This is a genomic window from Mesorhizobium sp. AR07 (genome assembly GCF_024746815.1).
Classification (GTDB): Bacteria; Pseudomonadota; Alphaproteobacteria; order Rhizobiales; family Rhizobiaceae; genus Mesorhizobium.
Map to the genome: position 1 here is coordinate 103055 of NZ_CP080526.1, position 25187 is coordinate 128241.

Annotated in this window: 21 protein-coding genes and 3 pseudogenes; 18 read left to right on the top strand and 6 right to left on the bottom strand. The window is 62.9% G+C overall.

The window, feature by feature from the left end; genetic code table 11:
• The first annotated feature begins 48 nt into the window (after window positions 1-48).
• The 3 genes from BPNPMPFG_RS33220 (at window position 49) to BPNPMPFG_RS33230 (ending at window position 3441) form a co-directional block, all read left to right on the top strand.
• A complete protein-coding gene (locus tag BPNPMPFG_RS33220) occupies window positions 49-2199 on the top strand; it encodes a ParB/RepB/Spo0J family partition protein (protein ID WP_258597466.1) in 2151 nt (716 codons plus the stop codon).
• A gap of 117 nt (window positions 2200-2316) precedes the next feature.
• On the top strand, window positions 2317-2709 hold the full coding sequence (locus tag BPNPMPFG_RS33225; protein ID WP_258597468.1) for a hypothetical protein: 393 nt from the start codon (window positions 2317-2319) through the stop codon (window positions 2707-2709).
• A 132-nt stretch (window positions 2710-2841) separates the two neighbouring features.
• The gene (locus BPNPMPFG_RS33230) at window positions 2842-3441 is read left to right on the top strand and encodes a DUF1419 domain-containing protein (RefSeq protein WP_258597470.1); all 600 of its coding nucleotides are present in this window, start codon (window positions 2842-2844) and stop codon (window positions 3439-3441) included.
• A gap of 188 nt (window positions 3442-3629) precedes the next feature.
• Here the strand turns inward: BPNPMPFG_RS33230 and BPNPMPFG_RS33235 are convergent, their stop codons facing one another.
• Window positions 3630-4088, bottom strand: a complete 459-nt coding sequence (locus BPNPMPFG_RS33235; protein WP_258597472.1) for a hypothetical protein — start codon at window positions 4086-4088, stop codon at window positions 3630-3632.
• Window positions 4089-4317: 229 nt separating this feature from the next.
• Between BPNPMPFG_RS33235 and BPNPMPFG_RS33240 the strand changes: the two genes are divergently transcribed.
• A complete protein-coding gene (locus BPNPMPFG_RS33240) occupies window positions 4318-5001 on the top strand; it encodes a transposase (RefSeq protein ID WP_258597487.1) in 684 nt (227 codons plus the stop codon).
• Between the two features lie 35 nt (window positions 5002-5036).
• Here the strand turns inward: BPNPMPFG_RS33240 and BPNPMPFG_RS33245 are convergent, their stop codons facing one another.
• Entirely contained in the window at window positions 5037-6230 is a 1194-nt protein-coding gene (locus tag BPNPMPFG_RS33245) for a DUF1173 domain-containing protein (protein ID WP_258597492.1), read from the bottom strand.
• Between the two features lie 186 nt (window positions 6231-6416).
• On the opposite strand from BPNPMPFG_RS33245, the gene BPNPMPFG_RS33250 reads away from it, so the two are divergent.
• The 8 genes from BPNPMPFG_RS33250 (at window position 6417) to BPNPMPFG_RS33285 (ending at window position 16205) form a co-directional block, all read left to right on the top strand.
• Entirely contained in the window at window positions 6417-10949 is a 4533-nt protein-coding gene (locus tag BPNPMPFG_RS33250; protein WP_258597493.1) for a strawberry notch-like NTP hydrolase domain-containing protein, read from the top strand.
• A 13-nt stretch (window positions 10950-10962) separates the two neighbouring features.
• Window positions 10963-12027, top strand: a complete 1065-nt coding sequence (locus tag BPNPMPFG_RS33255) for a DUF7146 domain-containing protein (RefSeq protein ID WP_258597495.1) — start codon at window positions 10963-10965, stop codon at window positions 12025-12027.
• Between the two features lie 246 nt (window positions 12028-12273).
• Complete coding sequence (locus tag BPNPMPFG_RS33260; RefSeq protein WP_258597497.1) at window positions 12274-13215, top strand: DUF2493 domain-containing protein; 942 nt, start codon at window positions 12274-12276, stop codon at window positions 13213-13215.
• 62 nt (window positions 13216-13277) lie between these two features.
• Entirely contained in the window at window positions 13278-13538 is a 261-nt protein-coding gene (locus BPNPMPFG_RS33265) for a type II toxin-antitoxin system prevent-host-death family antitoxin (protein WP_057143280.1), read from the top strand.
• Window positions 13528-13947 carry a hypothetical protein gene (locus BPNPMPFG_RS33270; RefSeq protein WP_128305978.1) on the top strand — a complete coding sequence of 140 codons (420 nt, stop codon included), beginning with the start codon at window positions 13528-13530 and terminating at the stop codon, window positions 13945-13947. The genes BPNPMPFG_RS33265 and BPNPMPFG_RS33270 overlap by 11 nt, the downstream gene beginning before the upstream one ends.
• A 293-nt stretch (window positions 13948-14240) precedes the next feature.
• On the top strand, window positions 14241-14774 hold the full coding sequence (locus BPNPMPFG_RS33275) for a hypothetical protein (RefSeq protein WP_258597498.1): 534 nt from the start codon (window positions 14241-14243) through the stop codon (window positions 14772-14774).
• 707 nt (window positions 14775-15481) lie between these two features.
• Complete coding sequence (locus BPNPMPFG_RS33280; RefSeq protein ID WP_006205585.1) at window positions 15482-15805, top strand: DUF736 domain-containing protein; 324 nt, start codon at window positions 15482-15484, stop codon at window positions 15803-15805.
• A 58-nt stretch (window positions 15806-15863) separates the two neighbouring features.
• A complete protein-coding gene (locus BPNPMPFG_RS33285) occupies window positions 15864-16205 on the top strand; it encodes a hypothetical protein (RefSeq protein WP_258597507.1) in 342 nt (113 codons plus the stop codon).
• A gap of 117 nt (window positions 16206-16322) precedes the next feature.
• On the opposite strand, the gene BPNPMPFG_RS33290 is transcribed toward BPNPMPFG_RS33285, so the two are convergent.
• Window positions 16323-16730 (bottom strand): hypothetical protein, encoded by a 408-nt coding sequence (locus BPNPMPFG_RS33290; protein WP_258597508.1) that lies wholly within the window; start codon window positions 16728-16730, stop codon window positions 16323-16325.
• Window positions 16727-17407, bottom strand: coding sequence for a nucleotide-binding protein (locus BPNPMPFG_RS33295; RefSeq protein WP_258597509.1), 681 nt, complete (start codon window positions 17405-17407; stop codon window positions 16727-16729). The genes BPNPMPFG_RS33290 and BPNPMPFG_RS33295 overlap by 4 nt, the downstream gene beginning before the upstream one ends.
• A 501-nt stretch (window positions 17408-17908) precedes the next feature.
• Here BPNPMPFG_RS33295 and BPNPMPFG_RS33300 point away from each other — a divergent pair.
• Together BPNPMPFG_RS33300 and BPNPMPFG_RS33305 are read left to right on the top strand one after the other, a co-directional pair.
• Window positions 17909-18316, top strand: coding sequence for a MobC family plasmid mobilization relaxosome protein (locus BPNPMPFG_RS33300; protein WP_258597510.1), 408 nt, complete (start codon window positions 17909-17911; stop codon window positions 18314-18316).
• 59 nt (window positions 18317-18375) lie between these two features.
• Window positions 18376-20550, top strand: coding sequence for a relaxase/mobilization nuclease domain-containing protein (locus BPNPMPFG_RS33305; RefSeq protein WP_258597511.1), 2175 nt, complete (start codon window positions 18376-18378; stop codon window positions 20548-20550).
• A gap of 200 nt (window positions 20551-20750) precedes the next feature.
• Here the strand turns inward: BPNPMPFG_RS33305 and BPNPMPFG_RS33310 are convergent, their stop codons facing one another.
• Together BPNPMPFG_RS33310 and BPNPMPFG_RS33315 are read right to left on the bottom strand one after the other, a co-directional pair.
• Window positions 20751-21389 (bottom strand): FMN-binding negative transcriptional regulator, encoded by a 639-nt coding sequence (locus BPNPMPFG_RS33310; RefSeq protein ID WP_258597513.1) that lies wholly within the window; start codon window positions 21387-21389, stop codon window positions 20751-20753.
• Window positions 21308-21847: a cupin domain-containing protein gene (locus BPNPMPFG_RS33315; RefSeq protein WP_258597703.1), complete on the bottom strand. Its 540-nt coding sequence runs from the start codon at window positions 21845-21847 to the stop codon at window positions 21308-21310. The genes BPNPMPFG_RS33310 and BPNPMPFG_RS33315 overlap by 82 nt, the downstream gene beginning before the upstream one ends.
• Window positions 21848-21866: 19 nt before the next feature.
• Between BPNPMPFG_RS33315 and BPNPMPFG_RS33320 the strand changes: the two are divergent.
• The 4 genes and pseudogenes from BPNPMPFG_RS33320 to BPNPMPFG_RS33335 form a co-directional block, all read left to right on the top strand.
• Window positions 21867-22139 (top strand): annotated as a pseudogene (locus tag BPNPMPFG_RS33320) (PLP-dependent transferase); the annotation flags it as partial.
• 209 nt (window positions 22140-22348) lie between these two features.
• On the top strand, window positions 22349-22819 hold the full coding sequence (locus BPNPMPFG_RS33325; RefSeq protein WP_413776909.1) for a LysE family translocator: 471 nt from the start codon (window positions 22349-22351) through the stop codon (window positions 22817-22819).
• A gap of 223 nt (window positions 22820-23042) precedes the next feature.
• A pseudogene (locus tag BPNPMPFG_RS33330) lies at window positions 23043-23535 on the top strand (Lrp/AsnC family transcriptional regulator).
• A gap of 134 nt (window positions 23536-23669) precedes the next feature.
• A pseudogene (locus tag BPNPMPFG_RS33335) lies at window positions 23670-25163 on the top strand (NAD-dependent succinate-semialdehyde dehydrogenase).
• The last annotated feature ends 24 nt before the right edge of the window (window positions 25164-25187 follow it).

Here is a 25187-nt window from a genome sequence, read left to right on the forward strand (position 1 = left end):
GGAGGTTCGGGGAGAGGCCCCGGGCCGCTCGTCATGGAGAACCTGACCATGGCAAAGAACGCCATTCAGAAGATCGCGATGAACGCCGCGGAGAACATTCCCTACGACAAGCTAATGCTGTCGCAGAAAAATGTCCGGCACATCAAGAACGGCGTGTCGATCGAGCAGCTGGCCGAAGACGTCGGTCGGCGAAAGCTGATCCAGAGCCTGAACGTCCGTCCCGTGCTTGACGGTGAGGGCGAGGAGACCGGCACGTTCGAGGTGCCCGCCGGCGGCCGGCGTTATCTCGCGCTTGGCATCCTCATCAAGCAAAAGCGCCTGGCCAAGAACGAGCCAATCCCCTGCATCGTCAACCGCGGGCAAGAGACGTCGGCCGAAGAGGATTCGCTTGCCGAAAACCTGCGGCGCGCAGACCTGCACCCGCTCGACCAGTTTCGGGCCTTCAAGACGCTCAGCGATCAGGGCCTCGATCCGGAGGAGATCGGCGCCCGCTTCTTCATATCGCCGGCGACGGTGAGGCAGCGCCTGCGGCTGGCCTCGGTGTCGCCGAAACTTCTCGGTCTCTACGAGAAGGACGAAATCCGGCTCGAACAGATCATGGCGTTTTCGATCTCGGACGATCATGCGCGCCAAGAGCAGGTCTGGGAGCGGATTGCCAGCTCGCACACGCAGGAACCGTATTACATCAGGCGCCTGCTGACCGAGACCACGGTCCGGGCCGATGATCGTCGGGCCGTCTATGTCGGCGCCGAAGCCTATGAGGCTGCCGGCGGGGTCATATTTCGCGATCTCTTCGAGCAGGATTCCGGCGGCTGGTTCCAGGATGCCGCACTCCTCGAGCAGCTTGTCTTCGACAGGCTGAAGGTGGATGCCGAGGCGATGCGCGCCGAAGGCTGGAAATGGGTGGAGGCGGCGATCAGCTTTCCCTATGGCCACACCTCCGGGATGCGGCGCATCTACGCCAAGGCGCAGGAGCTCAGCGCCGAGGAGATCGAACGCTACGACGCGCTGAAGGCCGAATATGACAAGCTGGATGCGGACTATGCCCAGGCAGAGGAGACCGACGAGGCAATCGAGGCCAAGCTCGACCAGCTGGGTGCCGAGCTCGATGCGATCGATGATCGTCCTCAAAGCTACGATCCCGCCCAGACGGCCATTGCCGGTGTGTTCGTTACGCTTGCCGCGAACGGCAAGCTCCAGATCGACGCCGGTTTCGTGCGGTCCGAGGACGAGCCGCGGACCGAAACCGGCGACGTCGATGAGGGCGAGGAAGGGGGCGCCGACGGCGGAACCCGATCCAATCGCGACGACGACGGCGATGGTGTTGTCGTCAACGGCAAGCCGGTGAACGACGCCTCTGGCGACGACGGCGACGACGATGGCATCAAGCCACTGCCTGATCGGCTTGTCTTCGACCTGACCGCGCAGCGCACGCTGGCGCTACGCAACGCTCTCGCCGGCGACGTCGATATCGCCATCATCGCCGCACTCCATGCCTTCGTCCTGCAGGTCTTCTATCGCTTCGCGCCGAACACGTGCCTGGAGATCAGCATGAAGAGCGGCAGCTTCAGCCAGGTCGACGGTCTTGCCGAGACATCCTGGGCCAAGGAGATCGCCGAGCGGCACGAAGCCTGGGACCGCGATTTGCCCGAAGAGGCGGAAGGCCTGTGGGACTTCCTTCTCGGCCTCGATGAAGCAAGCCGCAAGGCGCTGTTCGCGCACTGCGTCTCGCTGACCCTCAATGCGGTGGTCGAACCCTGGAACAGGCGAGCGAAGGCGCTCGAGCATGCAGACGTGCTTGGCCGCTCGCTCCAGTTCGACATGGTCGACGCCGGCTGGACGCCCACGGTCGAGTTCCTCGGGCGGCTCACCAAGGCGCGGATTCTACAGGCTGTCCGTGAAGCGCGTGGCGCAGACTCCGCGCAGCTGATCGACCACATGAAGAAGGACATCATGGCCCGTGAAGCCGCCCGGCTTCTCGAAGGCTCGAACTGGTTGCCCGAGCCGCTGCGCGTTGAGGTCGATGAAGTGTCTGCCGATGCTGGCAACGCGGTCACCGGCGACATGTCGGACGAGGCAGCCCTCGACGGCGATGCCGCCGAGCTGCCGGCCTTCCTCGCCGACGATGCGGATCCGTCCTCCGATGAGCCGGTGACGATCGACGGCGACGAAACGGACCACCTCCAGGCCGCTGAATAGTCGGCCTCACGCTCGCACCGGGCCCGGCGCTCCCGCCGGACCCATTCAGTTCCAACTCACTCTCAAGCCCGGGATCGCCATAGCGCGCCCGGGCATTTTTGTTTCATGGAGATCGACATGTTCGACTGGAAAAGATCCTGCTCCTACGACGAGCAGCAGAAGAGACGTTTCCACACCACAGCCCGTTCACGGCTGAAGAAACTCGCCGCCGAACTTGCGCTGCCGCAGGGAAGCTTCGACCTGCGCTCCAACAGGGCGGGCATCGCCGTTTGCGGTGAAATTACCCTGCACCATGACCGTGCCTATATCCAGGTCGGCCAGTTCGGGCAGTCCTCTGGTCACGGCATCCTGATCCGCACCTGCAAAGGCCGCAAGGACTATACCGGCGGAGCCAACCACTTCGTCGCCCTCGGCATGCTGGACGACATCCCGGCGCTCGCCGCCGCCGTCCGTGCCATCACCGGGATTGGTCGAGACGCTTCGTGTTCCTCCGAGCGCCGCGCCGCCTAAACTCCTGCAAACCCCATCATCGCCAGTGCACGTGCCGGCCGCAGGCTCGGCCCGTCGCCAGCCACAACACAGCAAGCAGTTGCCATGGCGCGGTGATGCCGCGCGTGGCCGACCTGCCTTCAGGAGAACCTTATGACCGCACATCCACCCTTCAGGAAGGTGCTCGACGGCGTCGCCACCCGCGAGCAGATGTTCCAACTGTTCAGCCGTCACAAAGACACTCCCGGCATCGATCCGCTTTCCGGCACTCCCTATTCAGCCGAGTGGTTCGAGATCAACGCGTCAGAATATCACTTCATGCTCGATTTGCTGCCGCCGCTCTTCATGCGCACCGGCATGTTCGGCATGTCTGAGTATAAGGCCGGCAACGTCACCAGCGTATTCTTCGCGATCCGGATCTGGGGCCGCGAGCGCTGGTTTCATGGCTTCTGCGATCTCACGGATCGGCAGTCGCCAGACAAGATGCGCGCCGCCATCATCGCCCACGAGACCGGCGCGAGCGACAGCATGACCCGCACAGAAAAGCTCGAGGCGATCTGGAACATAATCCCTGTCGAGCTCAGGGGGACCGCCCGCAACGCAGACCCCGAGACCGGGTGGGCCGAACATCAAGGCAAACGCACGATTCTCCTTAACGCCGGAAGGCATGATGCTGCCTTCAAGCTGCTCGATGATCTGTCGGATCTCGAGATCGATGAGTTCCTATCCAAAGTCCGATTGCGTCGGAGCTGACGAAGGAAGACGACGATGGGCATCTATAAGAACCGCGCTTCGGCGGCGAAGCGTCTCCATCACGGTGACCGACTTTCGCTCAATGGATGCACCCGCGTACGGCCCATCCTCAAGCTGTTGAGACATGCGAGACCGTATGGCCAACTGCCCCGAGGATACAAGCATCCGGCCCTCGGCAAAACTTGGGGTCAGTGCCTGCCACGCGGGAGGTATCCGGCATTACGTAAAGCGCCGATGAACAGGCTGGCCGGGCCGGCGATACTCGTCCTGGCCTGCGTTGCGAGCGGCAGCGTGTTCCAGTCCTCCAACGGAGCGATAAAGCTGGAGAAAGTGCCATTGACCATGCAATGGCTGGTCCACAAGCCCTGCTTATCCAGCACCAGAACCCCTGTCTGATTACTTGGATACCGGATGGCGGCGACGCGCTGAAGTTCCATGTCGCCATCGATGCGCAAATTGAAAAGCACAACGCCCTGGCTTCTGTTGGCGACTTCCGCGACTTTTTCCGTGAAAGGAACAGGAAGCGCCCGAACGCTGTCGACCGCCATCCCGAAAACAAGCGCATCCAGCTCATCCGCCGCCATGAGAAGATTAGTTCCCAAGAAAATAGGGATTGCAATCGCTCCAGCCGGATTGTGCACAGTCATCGCACTCCGCCAGCTAGACGCCTGAGCATCGCGTGTATGAGGCAGCTCTCTCTCGGTAGGCATGTTTGCCCCCGTTGATTGACCCCGCTGCCCAAGGCCATGACACACCGCTTGCTCGTTGCGGGGCTTCTCCGATAAAGCACGGCGAGAGCGATAAGATACGTCGGATACTCGCTGACGCGAAACAGCGACTTGGCTTGCAAGTCATGCTCACATCAAGGAACAGACTATGAAGCGCCAGATCCGGCCATTCATCGTGGAAGTGAAACAGAGGCGCGGGAAGCAAAAGCCAAGCCATTCGATCTGGGGCGATCTCGACCTGTCCAAGATTGCCACGGAGATGACACAGCCGGGCTATGCTGCTCAGCTGCCAAATTCCCAGGTCATTGACTTCAGTATAAGACCCCTTGATGCTGAAGAAGGAGATAAACCACAAGCGGAGTATATGATGGCCGATATTCAGGACGCTCAGACTGTTCAGACGACAGTTGCCCCAGCCAAAGTGGAAGTGCCTGAATCCAAGAAGAAAGTTCCGCGAGCAAAGAAAGCGAAGGCAGAGCTCGTAAAGCCGGTCCGCAAGAACGGAGCGAAACCTGCGCCCCAGGCCGCGGAAGCTCCCGTGGTAGCGAAGACCGCCCGCAAGACATATTCCGAGAATGAACGCGCCCAGAAGCTTGCCCAGATCGAGAAATCGATCGCTGCCGGCGCGACCAGCAAGATTGCGGTCGGCCAGGCCGGCATATCCGAGCAGACCTACTATTCTTGGAAAAGAGCTGCCGCACCCTCTTCCGACAACGGCGATCTCCGCGATCTTGTCGCGCTCGAAGAAGAAAACAGGCGCCTTAAGAACCTGCTTGCTGACCGTCTGCGCAAGGAAAATGCCGAGCTCAAGAAGAAGCTGGGCCTTGCGTAAGACATACTGAGCCTCGTTGGAAATTCCGCCGACGCTCAGAGCGGCAGCGGCGGCATATCGCCTTCGCCGACCCGCCACACCCAGGAGCCGATCTCCGGACGCGCGGCGATCATTTCGTCGAGCGACGCTTCAAAGGTCTCGTCCGCTCCGGCTGGAACGACAAAGAGCGCTGTCGGATCGTCCCTGTTCTGAAGCAACGCATTGGCGATCGGCTGGTCGGGTTGCAGGTCAAAGCGCAATCCCTTCACGCTCTTCTCGCGAAGACGAGCCAGCCCATCGACGAGCCTTTTCTCCGGGACCGTCTCATAAGGGATCCAGTTCTCGGACACCACCATCAACGCGATCTCCTCGACAATGGCGAGGCCGGCCGGGTTCAGTCCGAACGTCGCGATCGTCATGAGATGTGAGCTGGAATCCGCTCCCCACAGCGACAGTTCATTTTCGAAACGTACCTGCAAACGCCGATGCAATGCATCGTCGATGATGAAGGGAAAGCCGGGCAAATGTCTGATGACAAGTTTCTGACCGGATCGGGCGGGCACGATCTCCTTCACCTCGCCGATCAGGACGAGCAACTTTCGGGGGCCGGATTTCGGCGGAAGCACAGTTGCAAGGACGGCGTTGCGACGATTTTCGATCGCTTGCCTGTTCTCGGCGCGAAACGGCTCGGGCACGAACAGGATATCCGCGAGCGGACCGCCCCTCACCGTCATTTGCCCGGCAGCCTCGAGCAGATGCCAGCGGACATTCCACCAATGTCGCTTGCCAGCCCACCTCGATGTCCAGACCGTCAATTCGGCTTCGTGCCACAGATAATGAAGGAGGCCACGCAGCGACATCCTCCTGGGATCGGCGGTTAGACTGGCGGAACTTTGCCCCGCAGGCACGGATGCGGCCCGGCTCCCTGTCTTCGATAGGCTGAAGTCCAACTTGAGGGCCGCCATGCCGCTTTGCGGATCGAGCTGTATCGCGCTGCCCATCAAGGCGCCCAGGCCGGACAGTTCGTAAGGCGATTCATATGAATCGCAGGACGGATCATGCCCGCCGCCGCTCAGCGGCATGCGCTTGATCAGATGAAGGTCGCCGATGCGGGCGATGTACATCGGGCAGCCCGGCTCGCGGCACAGGCATAGCGGACGCTCGCTGCGGGCATAGGCGTTCGCCAGCGCCGCCTGCAGGTCAGGCGCTCCCTCCTCGTAGACCGCACTGCCATTTCTGAACCGTCGCATCACCTCCACAGCTCCAGGTCGCCGCCGCATCCCTGTGCGCGCATTCAAGTCATGGGTTTGCACAGAGCGCAACCCCTTTGGTGCATCGGCGCCAGAGGCAGAGGGGAGCCGGGAGGAGTGTGGCCCGGCTGGCGCGGAGAGAGTGCCGGCGCGGGCATCATTCCCCCTCTCGCGAAGGACATCTCCATGAACATCGTTTCCGCCACAGCTGCCGTTACCCCGACCGCCGCTCCCCTCCACGCGCCGACGCCGGCCTCCATCAACAACGCCCAGGCAATCTATCAAGCGGCAACGCTGCTTCTGCCTTTCCTCGAGCAGGGCAAGCCTGTCACCACCGCCGCACTGCGCACCGCCATGACGACAGGTTTTGGCGGCAACGATGCGCAAGGGTTCTGGGTCTGGAAGGACGCCTATGAGGCGCTCGAAGTCGCCCAGGTGCTGTTTCTGCGCCGGTTCGGCCCGGCGATCCTGTCCCGGTCGAGCACGCCCCAGGCAATGCTGGCGATGATGAAGCGGATCGCCGACCTTCTTCCCACCCACACGCGGCGCTCCGACGAGAGCCAGGCCATGCAGCAGCTCTCCACGCCCTTGCCGCTGGCTTTCGTCACGGCGCACGCCGCGGCGATCGCATCTTGCGACCTCGTTCTCGAACCCTCCGCCGGCACCGGTCTGCTCGCCGTCCATGCCGAGATGACGCGCGCTTCGATCGCCCTCAACGAGCTTGCCGCGACGCGGGCCGATCTCCTCGGCCTGCTGTTTCCACGGTTGCCCGTCTCGCGGCACGACGCCGCCCATATTGACGATCATCTCGACGCAGCTATGAAGCCGTCTGTCGTTCTGATGAATCCACCCTTCAGCGTCGGCGCCTATGTCGACGGCCATGTCACTGACGCGGCATGGCGGCATCTCTCTTCCGCATTCGCACGCCTGCGCGCCGGCGGGCGCCTGGTCGCCATCACCGGCACCGGGCTGTCTCCCGAAAACCTCAAATGGCGGCCCGCCTTCGAACGGCTGCAGCAGCAGGGCACCGTCATCTTCACCGCAGCGATCGACGGCCGTGTCTACGCCCGCCATGGGACGATGGCCGAGACCCGCTTGACCATCATCGACAAAGTTCCTGCTACCGACCCAACCAGCTTCTCCGGCTCGCCGGGCAAGGCCATGGATGTCGAAACGCTGCTCTCCTGGATCACGGATCTGCCGCCCCGGACGCCGGGCGGCCTTCCGGACTCGATCGGTGCATTGTCCAGCGGCATCCTGCGCAGTGCCGCCATGCGTATGGGCGCCCGATCAGGAGCAAGAACCGCACCCCTCGCTGTCTCAAGGGCTGCTGCAAAGCCCATCCAATCGGTCCGCCCGATTGCGCAGGCGAAACCCGCCCGCCAGGTCAAGGCAAACAACACGCCGCCGGTCCCCCTTGCCTATGAGCTGCGCGACTGGATGCCGGAAGAGGGCGGCCGGCTCACCGACACGATCTACGAGCCCTACGCGCTCCAGTCGATCGACATTCCCGGCGCAAAACCGCATCCGACGCCGCTGGTACAATCGGCGGCAATGGCCGCCGTCGCGCCGCCGAAGCCTTCCTATCGGCCGCTTCTTCCTGATGCGATCATCGACGAAGGCCTGTTGTCGGACGCCCAGCTCGAATGCGTCATCTATGCCGGGGAGGCTCATTGCGGCCATCTCACCGGCGCCTGGACGGTTGACGAGACCTGCGATGTCGTCTCGGCCGCGCCAGAAGGCGCTGCGAACGCTGTCCGCTTCCGCCGTGGCTGGTTTTTGGGTGACGGGACCGGCTGCGGCAAGGGACGACAGGTCGCCGGCATCATCCTCGACAACTGGCTGCAGGGCCGCCGCCGTGCGATCTGGATTTCCAAGTCGGACAAGCTTCTGGAAGATGCCCAGCGCGATTGGGCAGCACTTGGCCAGGAAAAACTTCTCGTCCAGCCGCTGTCGCGCTATCGGCAGGGCACGCCGATCCGCCTTGCCGAGGGCATCCTGTTCACAACCTACGCGACGCTGCGCTCGCAGGAACGGGAAGGCAAGAGATCCCGGATCGCCCAGATCCTCGACTGGGTCGGACAAGAGGCGAGGAGGGACGAAGGCCCGACTGGAGAGAACCTCGCGGGAAGGGCCGAAGGCCCTTCAGGGACCAATAGCTCTTTCGATGGTGTTATCGTCTTCGACGAGGCCCACGCCATGGCCAATGCCGCTGGCGGCAAAAGCGAGCGTGGCGACGTCGCCCCGTCGCAGCAGGGCAAGGCAGGCCTGCGGCTGCAGCACGCCCTTCCCGACGCGCGCGTTGTCTACGTCTCCGCGACCGGTGCGACCGCGGTCGAGAACCTGGCCTATGCGCAGCGTCTCGGCATCTGGGGCAGCGAGGATTTTCCATTCGCCAACCGGGCCGAGTTCGTCGCGGCAATCGAGGGGGGTGGTGTCGCGGCGATGGAAGTGCTCGCCCGCGATCTCAAATCGCTTGGCCTCTATGCGGCGCGCTCGCTCTCTTATGACGGCGTCGAATACGACCTGCTCGTGCACGCGCTGAGCGAGGAGCAGATCCGTATCTACAACGCCTATGCCGATGCATTCCAGGTCATCCACAACAACCTGACCGCCGCACTCGAGGCGGCCAACATCACCAGTGAGGCCGGCACGCTCAACCGCAACGCCAAGTCGGCTGCACGTTCAGCCTTCGAGAGCACCAAGCAGCGCTTCTTCAGCCATCTCATCACCTCGATGATGACGCCGACCCTGATCGGCGCGATCGAGCAGGACCTCGCCGACGGTCATTCGGCGGTCGTGCAGATCGTCTCGACCGGCGAAGCGCTGATGGAACGACGCCTTGCCGAAATCCCCACCGAGGAATGGTCGGATCTGCATGTCGACGTCACGCCGCGCGAGTACGTCGGCGGGTACTTGATGCACTCCTTCCCCACCCAGTTGTTCGAGGAATATTCGGACGCGGAAGGGAACGTCTATTCGCGGCCTGTCCACGACGAAGATGGCAATCCCGTTCAATGCCGCGAGGCCGTTCGCCGGCGCGACGAGATGATCGAAAAACTCGCATCGCTGCCGCCGGTCGGTAGCGCGCTCGACCAGATCATCCATCACTTCGGCACCGACACCGTTGCCGAGGTGACCGGCCGCTTGCGGCGCATCGTGAAGAAGACCGGCCGCGACGGCATCGACCGGCTGGCCGTCGAAAACCGCCCTGGCTCGGCCAACCTCGCCGAGACACAGAGCTTCATGGACGACGACAAGGGCGTGCTGATCTTTTCGGACGCCGGCGGCACCGGTCGCTCCTATCACGCCGATCTGGGGGTGAAGAACCAGCGCCTACGCAAGCACTACCTGTTGGAAGCCGGCTGGCGCGCCGACAACGCCATCCAGGGTCTCGGACGGACCCACCGCACAAATCAGAAGCAACCGCCGCTGTTCCGGCCCATGGCCGCCAATGTGAAGGCCGGCAAACGCTTCCTGTCGACAATCGCCAGGCGGCTCGACACACTGGGTGCGATCACGCGCGGCCAGCGCCAGACCGGCGGGGCAGGGCTATTCCGTGCCGAGGACAATCTCGAAAGCCCCTACGCGCGGGCCGCACTTCGCCAATTCTACATGCTGCTGCATCAGGGCAGGATCGAAGGTTGTTCGCTCACGACCTTCGAAACCGTGACCGGGCTGTCGCTGACGACCGACGAGGGTGGGCTGCGCGACGAACTGCCGCCGATCACGACCTGGCTCAATCGCCTGCTGGCGCTCCGCATCGAGACCCAGAACCTGCTGTTCGAAGTGTTCGAGCAACTGATGACGGCGAAGGTCGAGGGCGCGATCGCTGCCGGCTCCTATGACAAAGGTCTGGAGACCATCACGGCGGAAAGCATCGTCGTCACCGATCGCCGCACCGTCTACGCGCACCCGGTCTCCGGCGCGCAGTCGCATGTGCTGACCGTCGCGCGCAAGGACCGTATTCGGCCGCTCGGTCTGGTCGATGCGTTGGCGATCGCCCGCGCGGAGCCGCAATCGGTCCTGTTGGGGAACACGCGTTCCAGCCGTGCGGCAATCCGGCTGCCGACGGCGAGCCTGATGCTCGACGACGGCACGATAGAGCACCGCGTACGCCTGCTGCGGCCGACGGACGAGCTGCGCTTCGGTCTCGACGCTCTTGCCGAAACCCACTGGCAGCCGGCCGACCGAAAACTGTTCTGCGACCTATGGCAGGCAGAAGTCGCCGCCGTCCCGGAGTTCACCACCAGCACCTTTCACATCGTGACGGGTCTGCTGCTGCCGATCTGGCGTCGGCTGCCGGACCATGATTGTCAGGTCTACCGGATCCAGACCGATGCCGGCGAACGCATCATCGGGCGTCACATTGCGCCTACCCTTGTCACGACCATGTTCCGCAATCTAGGGCTCGACGATGTGCCCACGCTCGCGCCGGAAGATGCCTGGACTGGGCTCGTGGAAGGCAGGATCGGACTGCAACTCGCCGATGGCCTGATCCTGCGCCGCAGTCGGGTCATGAACGACTACCGTGTCGAGCTGATCGGCTTCACCGACGCGATGGTCCCCCGGCTGAAGGCGCTGGGGCTGATCTCCGAGATCATCTCCTGGAAGTTGCGGCTGTTCATCCCCACGTCCGCGCGCGGGTCCGCAATCCTCGCCGCGCTCCTCGACCGCCATACGCTGGTCGGCGTCACCGACCGTGCCTCGGTGGCTTGAGGGGGAGGCGATCATGTCCGGCTCGGCCTCCAAGCTGGCACGCCGCCTTGGCGATCATGCCGAAGCGGTGTGCCGCGAATATCTCTCCAACGGCCATCGCTCGGGCAATTACTGGATGGTCGGCGATGTCCGCAACACGCGCGGCCGTTCCATGCATGTGCGGCTCAAGGCGGTCGGCGACAAGGCAGCCGGAAAGTGGGTCGACGAGTCGTCGGGGGAATATGGCGACCTGCTTGACGTCATCGAGCAGAGCTGTGGTCTGGTCGACTTCCGCGAGGTCGCGGATGAAGCACGTCGCTTCCTCTCCATGCCGCCGCCACCGCCCCCGCCCCAGCCCTTTGGCACGCAGCGCCAACCTGCCGCGGCACGCGGCTCGCCTGAGGCGGCGCGTCGCCTGTTCGCCATGACGCAGCCGATCGCCGGCACGCTGGCCGAACGATACCTTGCCGGTCGCGGCATTCTGCTCTCCGCGCATGAGCGAGCCCTGCGCTTTCATCCCGGCTGCTACTACCGGGATCTCGTGACGGGCGAAACGCAGACTCATCCTGCGCTGATTGCCGCTGTCACCAACCTCAACGGGCAGATCACCGGCCTGCAGCGCACTTACCTCTCCCCTGGGCTCGACCCGAGTGGCAAGATCGGCAAGGCGCAGCTCGCCGATCCACGCCGCTCGCTTGGTCACCTGCTGGGCAACGGCGTCTGGCTCGGCCTTGAACACGGTGCGCCAGTCCCGGTCATGGCCGCCGGCGAGGGCTTCGAGACGATGGCTTCGCTTAAGGTAGTGATGCCGGCGCTGCCGGTGGCAGCCGCCACCTCGGCCAATCACCTCGCCGGCCTGATCTTGCCGCCCGGCTGCTGTCGCCTCTACATCGCGGCCGATGCCGACGCCGCCGGCCGGCACGGCATCGAGCGTCTCAGCCAGCGCGCAGGCGAGTCAGGGGTTCTCGCCCTAGTGTTAAGGCCGCAGCTCGGCGACTTCAACGACGATCTGCGCCATCTCGGCCCCGCCCATCTCGCGGCATGGCTCAGCGATCAGCTCGTCCCGGAGGATGCCCGTCTCTTCCTGCCGCCCGGATGAACGGGCGGGGCCGGCAGGCGGGCAGGGGCGGCGTCACCGGAAGCCTTGCAGGCATTGCGGCGGTCCGCCGGAGAGCCACGCCCGCGGCCTGCCCGAGAGGCGACCCCTGCCACCCCCCGGTCACGGCCGCAACGGCTGCGCCGTCCTCCGCTCGCGCTTCGGCCTTCGGTGCGGCCGCGCCCGCGGCGCGGCCGGGGAGCGCTGTCAGGCCGCGATAGGCGCGGCCTCAACCGACGGAGACACGCCATGACCTACGAGCTTCCTTTCGACGAGGCCTATGAGCCCTACCACGCCTCCTCGCCGACCGACCGCGTCATCCTCGAACTGCAGATGTACGGCCATCGCCCGCATCAGGACGAACCTGATGCTCGGCCACTTCCCGACGACGAAGTGATCCGGGCCGGCCTCGCCGGCATCGTCGAGACCTTCGCCGGCATGCTCGGCGACACCAGGCTCGAACCCGATCTCGACGACCTGCTCTGGTCCTTCGCAAACGTCTTTCATCGTGCCGCCGAGCGCGTAACCCGCAGCCTCGACCGCAACGAGGAGGCCCAGCGTTCGAGCCAGCAGGAGCAGGACGGCTCGGAGGTGAAGTCGGTCGAGCTGGAACGGCTGACCGCGGAAGGCATCACCTATATCGAGCGCCGCAACGTGCTCGAAATCATGCGCGATGAGGCCGCCGACCTCTACGAGGCGCAGACCGGATCGGCATGGCGACCGCGCACCGGCTCTAAGGTCTCCCACCAGGCGATGACCGCGTCGGTAATAGACTCCCGCGACTTCCTCGCTGCCCGTCGCCACGCCGAAACCGAGGTGCTCGTTCCAGCCGGGACCAAGATCGCCTTCGCCGGCGGTCTCGACTGCAACGATCACGACCGGATCTGGGACGCGCTCGACAAGGCTCGCGAGAAGCATCCCGACATGGTTCTGCTCCACGGCGGCAGCCCGCGCGGCGCCGAGCGCATCGCCGCTTGCTGGGCCGAGAACCGCAAGGTCACTCAAATCGCCTTCAAGCCGGACTGGACCCGACACGCCAAGGCGGCTCCGTTCCGCCGCAATGACCAGCTTCTCTCGGTGGTGCCCTACGGTCTGATCGTCTTCCCCGGCTCCGGGATCACCGACAACCTTGCCGACAAGGCGTGTCGGCTGGGCATCCCCGTCTGGCGGTTCGCGGAGGGCGGCGCGTGAGCGCCGTTTTCTTGCAAATCAAGAAAATCCAGATAATATGGAGATCGATAAGGAGTCCAGCCATGCGCCAGTTCACGACGGGGGATCTCAACAAGCAGGTTGGCGACGTCACCGACGTTGCCAGCCGCGAACCCGTTATTCTTACCAAGCACCGGAAACCCCGGTTCGTGCTGATGAGTTACGAGCACTACGAACGGATGCGCATCGGCGGCGATCCCCGCCGCGCATACCATGTCTCCGAGATGCCGGAGGAACACACGGAACTCTTCGCCGCCGAGATCGACCGATTGGCGCGCGGGGAAGGATACGATGATGAGCGGTAGATTTCTGCCTGGTCAGGTGATCTCCTACCCGTATCTTTGGGCATGGCAGCACGAGCGCGGCGAAACGGAAGGCCGCAAGAGCCGGCCGACCTGCGTGGTCATCGCTGTCCGCGGCGCAAGAGATGGCCTGACCCATCTTGCGCTCCTGGCGATAACCACCCAGCCACCGACCAGCGATCGGGTCGGTTTGGAGGTCTCCGCTATCGAGTGCCGCCGCGCCGGTCTGACCGATCTCAAACGCTGCTGGATTGTGGTTGACGAATACAACTACGATATTGCCGAACGCTCCTGGTACATCGAATCCGACGGTAAGCCCCTCGGTCGTTTCAGCAAGGCATTCATGATGAAGATCGCAGGCGCCTTTATCGAAGCGCGCAGCGAGGGCCGCCGCGTCAGCCGTCTGGATTGACGTTCTCTTTTCGCGGCCATGCGCTCGATCCAGGACGTGAGCCTCTGGCTGGCCGACAAAGACCACTAGCTCCAAGCGCGAAGCGCCACTAGCCAGATGCGCGTAGCGCCTCCGGCAGCGGCAGGGTTCGGGCGCGCCGGCCTGCGGCCGGCCGGGCTCTCGTCGCGGCGTCCCGCCGCTTCCCGAGCCGGCTTCGCCGTCTCGGCCTTCGGGTGACGATCCCTCGCGCAGGGTCAGGGGGAGAGGGCGGCCGGAGCGGGGCGGGGGGCGCTGGAGAGGAAGGGAAAGTCACCATGTCGATGATATTCATAGGTGGATCGCGCGAGATATTCGAGCTGCCGGAACCTGCGATCGCTCGCATCGGCGCAATCGTCGCTGCCGAGCACGGCGTGCTGGTTGGCGACGCGTCGGGAGCCGATGCAGAGGCGCAGGGCCTGCTCGCGGGCTACAAGTACGAGCATGTCGGGGTCTTCCATGCCGGCAAGGAACCCCACAACAATCTGGGCGACTGGGCCGCCTACCATGTCCCGTCACCTGGAGGCACTCATGGATCTTGGTACGACGCCGCCAAAGACCGGGAGATGGCGCGGCGCGCCGACTTTGGCATGATGGTCTGGGACGGCGCATCACCCGGCACGGCCGTCAACGTCCTTCGGCTCGCCATCGCGAACAAGCCGTGCGTCATTTACGATCTGGCCAGGGGCCGGATGGCGACGACGTACAATGTGGAGGACTGGTGCGCCATGCTCCGCCATGCCGGTTCGGACATTCGCCGCCAAGCCGAAGCCCGCATGATGCCGGAGGAGCGTCTAACGTTGCCAGGATGATGTACGCGCGGTCCTGCCGACAGCCCGGCGGGTTCAATCCGATATGTTGATCCGTCTCCTCGCCGCCTAATCCACTTGTATGAACGCCCGGGGCCGGCCCCTTTCGAAACCGGCACATACGCAGAGCATGGGGGGCGTTGTGCAGGATGATCATCTTCACCGGTCTCGCCTCTGAAGCGGGTGCAAGCGTGCCGAACATCCTGGCTTGCCGGGTCATCCAACTTGACTGCGCGGTATCGTCCCCCGAGGGGCTTGAAGGTCGCTGCCAGTCTCAAAACCGCTGTGCCGCCATACCGAATGCGCAAGGCGGTTCACGCGCCCAGGCTGCTGTTCGAGGTATTTGACGACGCAGACGATGACCCGAGAGGTGCGGGGCAAGCATGCCGGCGATCCGGCAGCGTTGCATGGGCGGCCAAGCGATGGCGGCCTGAGTTCTTTCCATCTGCCGCATCCGGGGCCATTCCCGTTTCATGTCGCCTTTGTAGACGACCGCCTGCTTTGTGCGGTCAACCCCCGTTGGGGGTACACTCGGCGAATATTCAGGAAAATTCGATTTCTGTTTTTTATCTGCGGGCAGGCGAAGGGCCTGCCCGCTATTTTTCGGCAAATAGAATTTTCCAGAATTTTCGCCGAGATGACCGCAGCAGGACGGCCCTCTCCTTTGGCGCCATCGGGAATGGTCCCGATGCAACCGAAGGAGAACTACCATGGCCACCACGATCGCAAACCTCACCACCAAGGCCGACGGCTCGATGGAAGGCGTCTTTGCCACGCTCCGGGTCAACGCCCCGATCACCCTCATCCCGAACACCAACAAGTCGCGCGAGGACGCCCCCGACTACCGGATCGTCAACAAGCGCACGGGCTTCGAGATCGGAGCCGGCTGGCACCGCATCTCCCAGCGTTCGGGTGAGGAATACCTCTCGGTCAAGCTGGAAGCCCCCGAGATCGGCGTGATCTTCGGCAATCTCGCTCCCGCCCCGGGTGGCGAGGAAAACAAGAAGGTCATCCTCTGGAACAACCCCCAGTGAGGCATCGGTGGCCGGCCCCTCGAGGGGCCGGCTTCTCCACCGGCAAGAGGAGGTTGCAATGAGCCGCTACACCATTACTGTCACTGGCACCGTCACCGGAAAAGTCCGCTTGGATCCAGACGCTGTCATCGGCTACGATCCACCACTTCGGACCTACTTCCTGCAAGCGTTCCCGCACGAAGAAACCGACGAGCCCGCGCTCTGGCTTGGCACCGCCGATCGCGCGTTCGAAACGCTTGGATATCTTCGCCACGCCGCGACTGCGCAGGGCTACGACTTCATGCCGCTGCCGCCCGAAATGGCTGCAAAGCTGGTCGAGGACAAAGCGGCAGCCGGCGATCGTTCGGAACGGGACGGAATCCTCGGTGAACTGCTGAAACACCTCAACCAACCCGAGTAGGCAAACACATCTCAGGGCCCGCGATGGATTGCTCCGTCGCGGGCCCTTTTTTTGCGCGTCGCAAAGAGCCACGAACATCACCCGTCACAGCATGCGACAGCGACTCCATACCGCCGATTATTCCTTCGGCAGTTTGTGCTTATGAACGCGGATATAATCCTGCACAGCCTTTCGCAGCAGTTCAGTCATGCTGTGCCCGTTGCTGATCGCCAGCAACTTGAACTGGCGCTGCTCCACGGCCGTCAGGTAGTAACCGCAGCGGATCATCTCCTCCTCGCGAATCTTCTTTCCGGCGATGGGGTCCTTTTTCTGACCCTGCCGCAGCAGCTTGCGGAAATCGGGCCCAACTGCCGGGGACGGCTTTGTCGGTTCCTGCATCTGTGGCGTAGCTTGCTCCTTGGCCCCTGACGTCTCGGCCTTCGGTGGGATGAACATGCTGGGCAGCGCCGGCGGCTGCGTGGAGATCGCCTTCATCATGCGGGCTTTCTTGTCGTCACCGGGTTTAGGTGCGGTTTCTTCACTCACGCCGCTTTCCTTGTGGCTTCGATGAAGGTTTGCAGAAGGTCGTCAAAGACCCCTTCGCTCTCGGCAATCGCCTTCGCGTCAGGCACCGCGGGGCTGTAAAGGGTTTGCCCGGTCTGAAGGTCGCGGTAGGCAACACGATTGTGCAGGACGTGTTCTGCAATCGGCGTGCCGTTGGCCTGGATGATGGCGCGCAGTTCGGTCAGGGCTCGCGCCCTGCCATCGATGATGGTCTGCTTGGTCAGCACGAATATCGCAGGCAGCGGTCTACCCCGGCTTTCGACCGCAAGCGGAATGTAGTGGTCGGTAATCTGGATGGCGGCGGTCACGTCGTCGAGGGCAAAATAGACCGGCACGACGACAATATCGGCCGCGAAGAGCCCGGCCATGAGGTTGTCATTTGTGGTGCCTTCCGTATCGATCAAGACGACGGAGCGCTCACCGTTGTGAGTGGCTGCCGCGTCGAGGATTTCCTGCGGGGTCATCGCGCTCACCAGCTGCAGGCTGTCAGGGCGATTGCCAGCGTCACCCAGCATCTGGAACCAGCGGTTCATGTTTTGCCGCCGGTCGCCATCGACAAGAGTGACCGAATAACCCCGATGCAGCGCGACGGATGCGAGGGTGCGCAGCATCGTCGATTTCCCAGTGCCGCCCTTTGGGATCGCAGCGGAGATGATCATGGGGGCCTCCTTCCGGCGTTGGCTCCTTGTTTCCATGTCAACATGGAAACAAGTCATCATGGACACATGAAACGAAATCACGTTCGCAACATGGTGACATTGTCGACGGGGAGGACTGATTTGGCAACCCAGGCGCGCATCGATAGGGGCTCGCTAAAGAGGCAGTTTTTGCGCAGCTGCCGTCTTCAGGAAAGAAGGGGTCCGGTGGCCCACCGACTGCGCATTTCCGACTAAGCTTTTCCGACTACGCATCAGAGGGCTGATGTTTCCATGTTAACATAGAAACAAGTCGCCAACGCATCATAGACACAACGCATCAAATCACGATGGAACATTTCGCCCGCCGCTGCCGCTGACAACTGGGCCGGTGAGAAGACGCGCGCGCCTAATTTTCATTCCTCGTTGTTTCTTTCTTATTGGCAGGATAGCCTATTTTGTGATACACACAAAATAGGCGGCGCGGCCCTGGCGGGCCTTAGCGCCCGCAAGCGGGCTTGAGAGATGGATGCTGACGCCCAGAAAACAGCGGTGAAGAGCACGTCACGACGCTATGGCGAGGTGACGCACATCCGGTTTTCGGCTAACGAGTTGGCCAGCCTCAAAGCCATTGCGGAGCGGGATGGCGTCACCGTCAGCGAGGTCGTCCGGCGTCTCGTACGGGCTGAGGTTGGGCATCTGCCTATCGCGTCAGAGGCGTTGCGGCCGGCGATCGTGGACATGACCGATCAGCTGCGGCGCGTCGGCGTCAATTTCAATCAAGCCGTGCGCGCCATGAACGACGGCCGTGTTGCCCATGATGAGGATCTTGAGGAGGCGTTGATCGCCGTGGGCGACCTGGTGCGGCAGTTCCGCGACGAACTGAAAGCGATGACTAGCGGGTCCCGCAAGGCGAGGGAGGCCAGGCCATGAGCGGTCGTCTTGCTGGCTACGCGGCCGAAATAGAACGCTATCTGCGGGGCGAGTCCGGCGTGAAGCGCGAGGACCTGGACGACGACAAGTCACTGACGGGCGCCAGGCGCGAGGCCGGTGAATTCCAGGCGATGAAGAGTTATGAGCGGACCGGTGGTGGCGGGCGCCTCGGGCAAGGACAAGCCGGCTCGATGGTAAGTGGCGGCAGGAACCCTCCTCGTTCGTCGCCGGGAGGGACAGGAGTGGCGGGGAGCTCCGTCTCCAGCAGGGCTCCGAAGTCCGCTGCGGCTGCGAGCTCGCCCAAAGCCGCTAGCGCGCCGATCATGGTCTATGGCGCTACGCTCGCCGGTTTTCGGCCGGAAGAGGAGGAGGAAGACTGGAAGCGGCGCGGCGGCGGCCGTGGCGCGAGTCGCCCCAGCGGTACAGGGCGAGCGGCGCGGGTCGCCTATCAGGCGCGGGCCGTCGCGGCACGGGCAGGCTATGCGGCGGGTGCGCAGCCTGCTGTGTTCAAGGTCATGCCCAATCCTCCGTCGACCAAGGAAGCCGCCGCTCGGCTTCTCAATTACATAGGGAAGCGCGAGGACGAAAAAGGCGAGAAGCACGACATCGAGATTTTTGACGAGGATGGACAGGTCCTTGCGACGGGCGGCGCACGAAAGGCGTTCCTGGAAACGTTTTGCGAGACATTCGAACCACCCCTGGAAAATACGAATTTTATCGAGGTTCGTTTCGATCTCGCCGGCGAGGTCACCGATGCCGCCTTGAGCGTGGCGTTGAACAAGGCCTTCGGTTCGAAACCGTTCATCTATGCGCAGGACGGACAGACGGTGGAGGTTTACGCACACACCGATGAGCGAGCGGGGCCGCTTGCGAGGGTCCTGGCCGGCGGTCGGGAGAATTCGCGCAGCAAAGGGCTCGACAAGATCGAGGCGCGGTTGTCTGAAGCCATGGGCGCGGCGGGGGTGGTAGCCCAGGCAGAGATAACGGCGGCCGTCAGCCGTGAACCCAAGGCGAAATATTTCCTGCAAAAGTTTATCCGCACCCACAGCCAGGTCCGCCACGCAAATGGCGAGCCTGTGCCCGGGGTGAAGAATTCGACCAAGGCGGCGGCTTCGGTCTATGAACAATGGCGCCCGCAGTTTTCGGGGCGTGAGCGCCGCAATGCCTATCACCTGCTTTTCTCGGCAAGGGCCGGCACCGATGCCAACGCCGTCATGGCCGCGGCACGCGCGGTGCTCGAGGAGCGCGCGCCAGGATACAAGTTCGTCCTGGCGCATCACAACGACACCAAGCACGTCCATATCCATGCGATGGTGCAGGCACGGTCAGCCGACGGCGAACGCCTGAAATTCTACAAGCCGGATCTGGTCGCCTGGCGCGAGACCTTTGCGGAAAAAGCACGCGAGAACGGCATTGCGATGGTGGCGACGCGGCGCATGGATCATGCGATGACGCGGCCATTCACCAAGGAGCATGCCGGAGCCTACAGCCGCGCCCAGAGCGATCCGCGTTACCAAGTCAGCGCCAGGACGATCGAGCGGGTGGAGGCCAAGCGACAACGCCGTTTGGATGGGCAATCCCTTGTCGTGAACGGCGATGCAATCGCTGCCGCATGGCAAAAGACTGTGACGACGATGCGGACCGCGGGCGTGGTCGGTCAGGCTCTCACGGCGGCGGAGTCGATCGGCAACAATTTTCTACGGTTCCGGCGCGATCGGACAGGTGAAGGGCAACCAGGTCCTGCCGCGGGGCGCGGAGCTGATCAATCGGGGCAGAAGTCTTTCCTGTCCCATCCCGGTATGAGAGAATTGAATGCACCGATAGGAGATTTGAACATGGCGCAAACCCCCTTGGAAATGCGGCGTCAGATGGCCCGCGTCAATGAGGCTCTGGACAACATGCGCGAGACCCTGCCGCCGGCGCATCAAGGACAGTTCGAACAGTATCGTGACGAGGTGAACGACAAGATGCACGACCGTCTCGCGCGGCTGCAATTCGAGCGGCAGCAACAGCGTCGCGGTGGTGGCAGTGGCGAGCCGATCCCCGAGCGTGAGGCGCGAGGGCGAGACCTTCCAACTCGCGACGATCCCCGCGAGCCAGAGCAGCCGCGCACCGGCACCGAGCAGGAAAAGGTGAGAGCCAAGCAGAAGGACGCGAACAAGCAGAAGACTCAGCAGGCTGAAGAGCAGGACCGCAAGACCCAGCGCTCGAATGATAACGATTACGAGCGCTGAGCTGGCCCTTTAAGGCGTGCGAGAGTGCAGGGAAATGTCACCGAGGCTCGTTCGTGCGTCGGAGGTTCAGGATCAAGAGCCACGCATCTCATGTCGGGCAGTCAGATGCTTGGTCCCGTTTCCAGCCAGCCGAAGGTTCGTCTCTCACGGTCACCCGTTGGGGAATCCAGCACCTATGCTTTGTCGGGACAAGATGGCTGCTATTGGGATTTGGCCGCTGCCGCCGCGAGCATCGCCTGTCCGACCTCAACAGCGCCTTGAGCCGTCAGCGTCTCTCCGGCGTTCTGGATGTCGCGCAGCTCCTTGTTCTGGCTGAGCTTGAATTTTCCGACCAGGCTGGTGATCTCGATCTCCAAGGCCACGATCGCTTTGGTCATTGCATCAATGAAATCCTTTGGCGCGTCGCCTGTCTTCCACGGGGCCGGCTGGTTGGCCTCGTGCATGTGAGTGAGTTTTGCGACGTTGCGGCGAACATAGCGCTCATCGTCCCGGACAGTGATGCGACCATGGGCGTGGGCAACGCGATAGTTCCAGGTCGGCACCTGCTTATGGAATTCCTGTTTGCTTGGATACCAGTTCGGCGAGATGTAGGCGTCGGCCGCTCGGAAGACGACGAGGACTTCGTCGCCATTGGCAACTTCCTCCCAGACAGGATTCTTGCGGGCGACATGGCAATTGAGGACGCCCTTATCGCCCTTTGAGCGATCGAGCTCGAAGGGGATATGGTTTGCGTCGAGTGCGCCGTTGCTGTGGGTGATCAGGATACCAAACGGGTGCTTTTCGATAAGATCGAAGAGGGCATTCTGATCGGGCACGGCGAAATGCGGAGGAACGTACAAAGGAGGACCGTGAAGGGGTTGTCAGTGGTCTGCGAGGTCTTGCGAAGCCAGTGGCGACGTCGTTGCCAGCGAAGAGGGTGCCGGAACCCGCTGTCCGCCGCGCTCGAGAACCGCCATCGAGAAGTGGGCGGGCACGTCGGATGCCGCGGCATACGAGTGGGGTTGATCTGTAACGAGGCGCGCACTTTCGCCTGCATTAGAATGATCTCGTCGCTGCCCACCGTGACCTTGAGCGAGCCTTGGGTAACCGAGAGCAGTTCGCGCGTATCGGGACTGTGCGCATCGGCGGCAAACACATCACCCGGCATGAGGACCCAGCTCCAAAGCTCGAACATCGTGCGTCCCGAGGTTGATGTGTGAAGTTTTGCCTTGCTGCCTTTGGCGCTCGTCCAAAGCGTCCTGGAAATATTCCGCTCGATCGGACGGTCGGAAACTGCGGTAGGTTCGTCGTTCAGCAAATCGGCAACCGATAGCGAGGCTACGTGGCAAATGAGCGGTTACGGAGCGATGCTTTCCTTCATCGTCGAAGGTGGAACCGATGCTGCGATGGCCGCGGCCGCCCGCCTCAAGCTTGTTGTCCGGGCGACAAGCCTTGGCGGCACGCACTCTCTGATCGAGCATCGCGCATCCGTCGAAGGTGCGAAGTCCGAAGCGCCGGGTGGATTGCTGCGAATGTCCGTGGGGCTCGAGCACCCTCAGGACATTATCGACGACCTGATGCAGGCCCTGGGCGCAACTTTCGATGTATAAAGCGCGGCCAGTGGGCCCAAGGCTGGCGAAGGATCTGTGATGGGCCTGCCCAGGCTCTCGTCGTTCTGAAAATTCTAGGGGGCTGTTATTTGTTCTATCTGGCATTCAAGGCGGCGAAGGGAGCTTTGACACCCGATAAGCCCGAGAGTGCTACGGCTATGGCCAACCGTACTGTGTCTGGCTTGGCGCTTTATAGGCGTGGTCTCCTGATGCACCTAAGACATAACCTAAGCCATCTCTTACTCGTCTATGCCGCCTATGTGATCGCAGCCGGCAGCCCAGGACCGAGTACCATGCGGATCATGGGAACGGCGATGCATCAAGGCCGCCAGGCTGCCCTCGCTCTGGCCGCCGGCGTTGTCACCGTGTCGGTTTTCTGGGACGTCATGGCAGCCACCGGCGTTTCCGCCCTTCTAGCCAGCTATGGCAATCCCAAGTCGATTCTGGCCTGGATAGCGTTGGTCACACTTGGACTCGGCCCGGATGCCTCGGCGACGGACGTAATCCTCATCCTCGCGGGATGTGCGGTGCTGAGCGTGACGATTTTTTGCGGGTACGCCGTCGTGTTTTCCACGCAACCCATGGTCAGGATGTATCGGCGGGCGCGGCGGGGAATTGAGGGAGTCTTGGCGGTCAGTTTCGGCTATGCCGGCCTCAGGCTGCTGCTTTCTCGAAACTGAAAAACGACGGCGCTACAAGCTCTTGAAAGCTAGCTGTAGGCGTATGGTGTCCGAGCGAATGCCCGTCTAACAGGCGTGAAACTGAGCCTGCCGACCCCAGTCAAAGGCGCATCGAATATGACGTAAAGGACATTATGTCATATAACAACGCTATCGTTGCAATTTTGCTGCAGCTGGGCGAGTAAGCCTCAGGGTTAGAAGTCTGGACCAACGTTGACGCTTGATGACTGCCGCCAAACTCGACCCGATCGACCTCAAAATCCTCGACGCCATCCAGCGCGACGGGCGCATCACCAAGCTGGCGCTGGCCGAGCAGGTCGGATTGTCGCCTACACCTTGCTGGATGAGGCTGCGCAAGCTGGAGAAGGCCGGCATCGTCTCGGGTTATCATGCAACGATCGCCATGCGTATCCTGGCGCCGGTCGCGACTGTGCTGATGGAGGTCACGTTGGCCAGTCATCGTCAAGCCGATTTCGATCGTTTCGAACGTGTGATCCGTGACATTCCCGAGGTGGTCGCCTGCTGGTCGGTGGGCGGCGGTGTCGACTATGTGCTGAAGGTGATGGCGCGCGACATCGACGCCATATCAGCGGCTGGTCGACGGCCTGCTTGAGCGCGAGATCGGTATCGACCGTTACTTCACCTACATCGTCACCAAGACGGTGAAGGATGAGACCGTCTTGCCGGTAGCTGACCTGCTGCCGGCGCAATCGTAGCAGGCTACAGAGATATCCTCCTGCCATGACGCACAATGGAGAGACTCTCTCTACGGGCAGGCATACAAACAGCCTCTCTTTCTGCCCATTGCCAATAGACTTCCCGCATCAGTCCGACCCGGGAGGCTTCAACCATGTCCGCGCACTTTGCCCGCACGATCCGCCATGACGCACTCGACCGCCTCACCGACCGCCGGCTGCTGCGCGAGCTCGCCTATGTCGATGGGCAGTGGACGGCGAGCGAGGCCGCCGAAAGTTTCGAAGTCGCCGATCCGGCCAGCGGCGCCACCGTCGCCTTCGTTGCCGCGCTCGATACGCGGCAGACGACGAAGGCGATAGATGCTGCTTCGCGCGCCTTTCCGACCTGGAGGGCACTGCTGCCGCTGGAGCGCTCAAAAATCCTGCGGAAATGGTTCGATCTGATCATCGCCGCCAAAGAGGATCTGGCGCTGCTGATGACGCTGGAACAGGGCAAACCGCTAAACGAGTCGCTGGGCGAGATCGACTACGCCGCCTCCTTTGTCGAGTGGTATGCGGAAGAAGGCAAGCGGCTCAACGCAGAAAGTGTCACCAGCCACCTGCCCGGGGCCGAGATGATGGTGCGGCGCGAGCCGCTCGGAGTCGTCGGCATCGTCACGCCGTGGAACTTTCCGTCGGCCATGCTGACCCGCAAGGCAGCGGCGGCCCTTGCCGCCGGTTGCACCATCGTCGCCCACCCTTCTTCGGAAACGCCGCTGTCGGCGCTGGCGCTCGCCGAACTCGGCGAGCGCGCCGGCCTGCCGGCGGGCGTTTTCAACATCGTCACCGGCAAGGCCGCAACGATCGTCGGCCAGATGTGCGAGGACCCGCGCGTTCGGGCCATGAGTTTCACCGGCTCGACCGAAATCGGCCGGTTGATCGCTGCCCAGAGTGCGCCGACGATGAAGCGGCTGGTGATGGAGCTCGGCGGCCATGCGCCATTGATCGTCTTTGCCGATGCCGATCTCGACAAAGCCGTGAGCATTGCGATCGACGCCAAGTTCGCGACATCGGGCCAGGACTGCCTCGCCGCCAACCGCATCTATGTCCAGCGCCCGATCTAGGATCGGTTCTGCGCCGCCTTCGCCAGGCGCATCGAGGCGTTGCGCGTCGGCAACGGGCTTGCCGACGAAACCGACATCGGCCCGCTGATGCACGAGCGAGCCGTCAAAAAGGTCGAGGAACAGGTTGCTGACGCGATCGCCCGGGGCGCGCGCTGCCTTGCCGGCGGAAAGCTTCACGCGGCAGGATCGCTGTTCTATCAGCCCACCCTGCTAGCCGATGTTGCCGACGAGGCGCTGATCATGCGCGAGGAGACCTTTGGTCCGGTCGCGGCGGTGACACCGTTCGACAGCGAGGGCGAGGTGATCGGCCGCGCCAACGCCACCGAATATGGGCTCGTCGCTTATGTCGTGACCGAGAACGGCGCCCGCCAGCAGCGCATGGGCCGCGCGCTCGACTACGGCATGGTCGCCATCAACCGCGTCAAGATCACCGGCGCGCCGATTCCGTTCGGCGGCGTCAAGCAGTCGGGCATCGGCCGCGAAGGCTCACGCCACGGCTTAGAGGCCTTCACCGATCTCAAATACCTTTGTCTCGATCTAGCTTAAGCCGCCCCGAGACTGCCCTCTTTT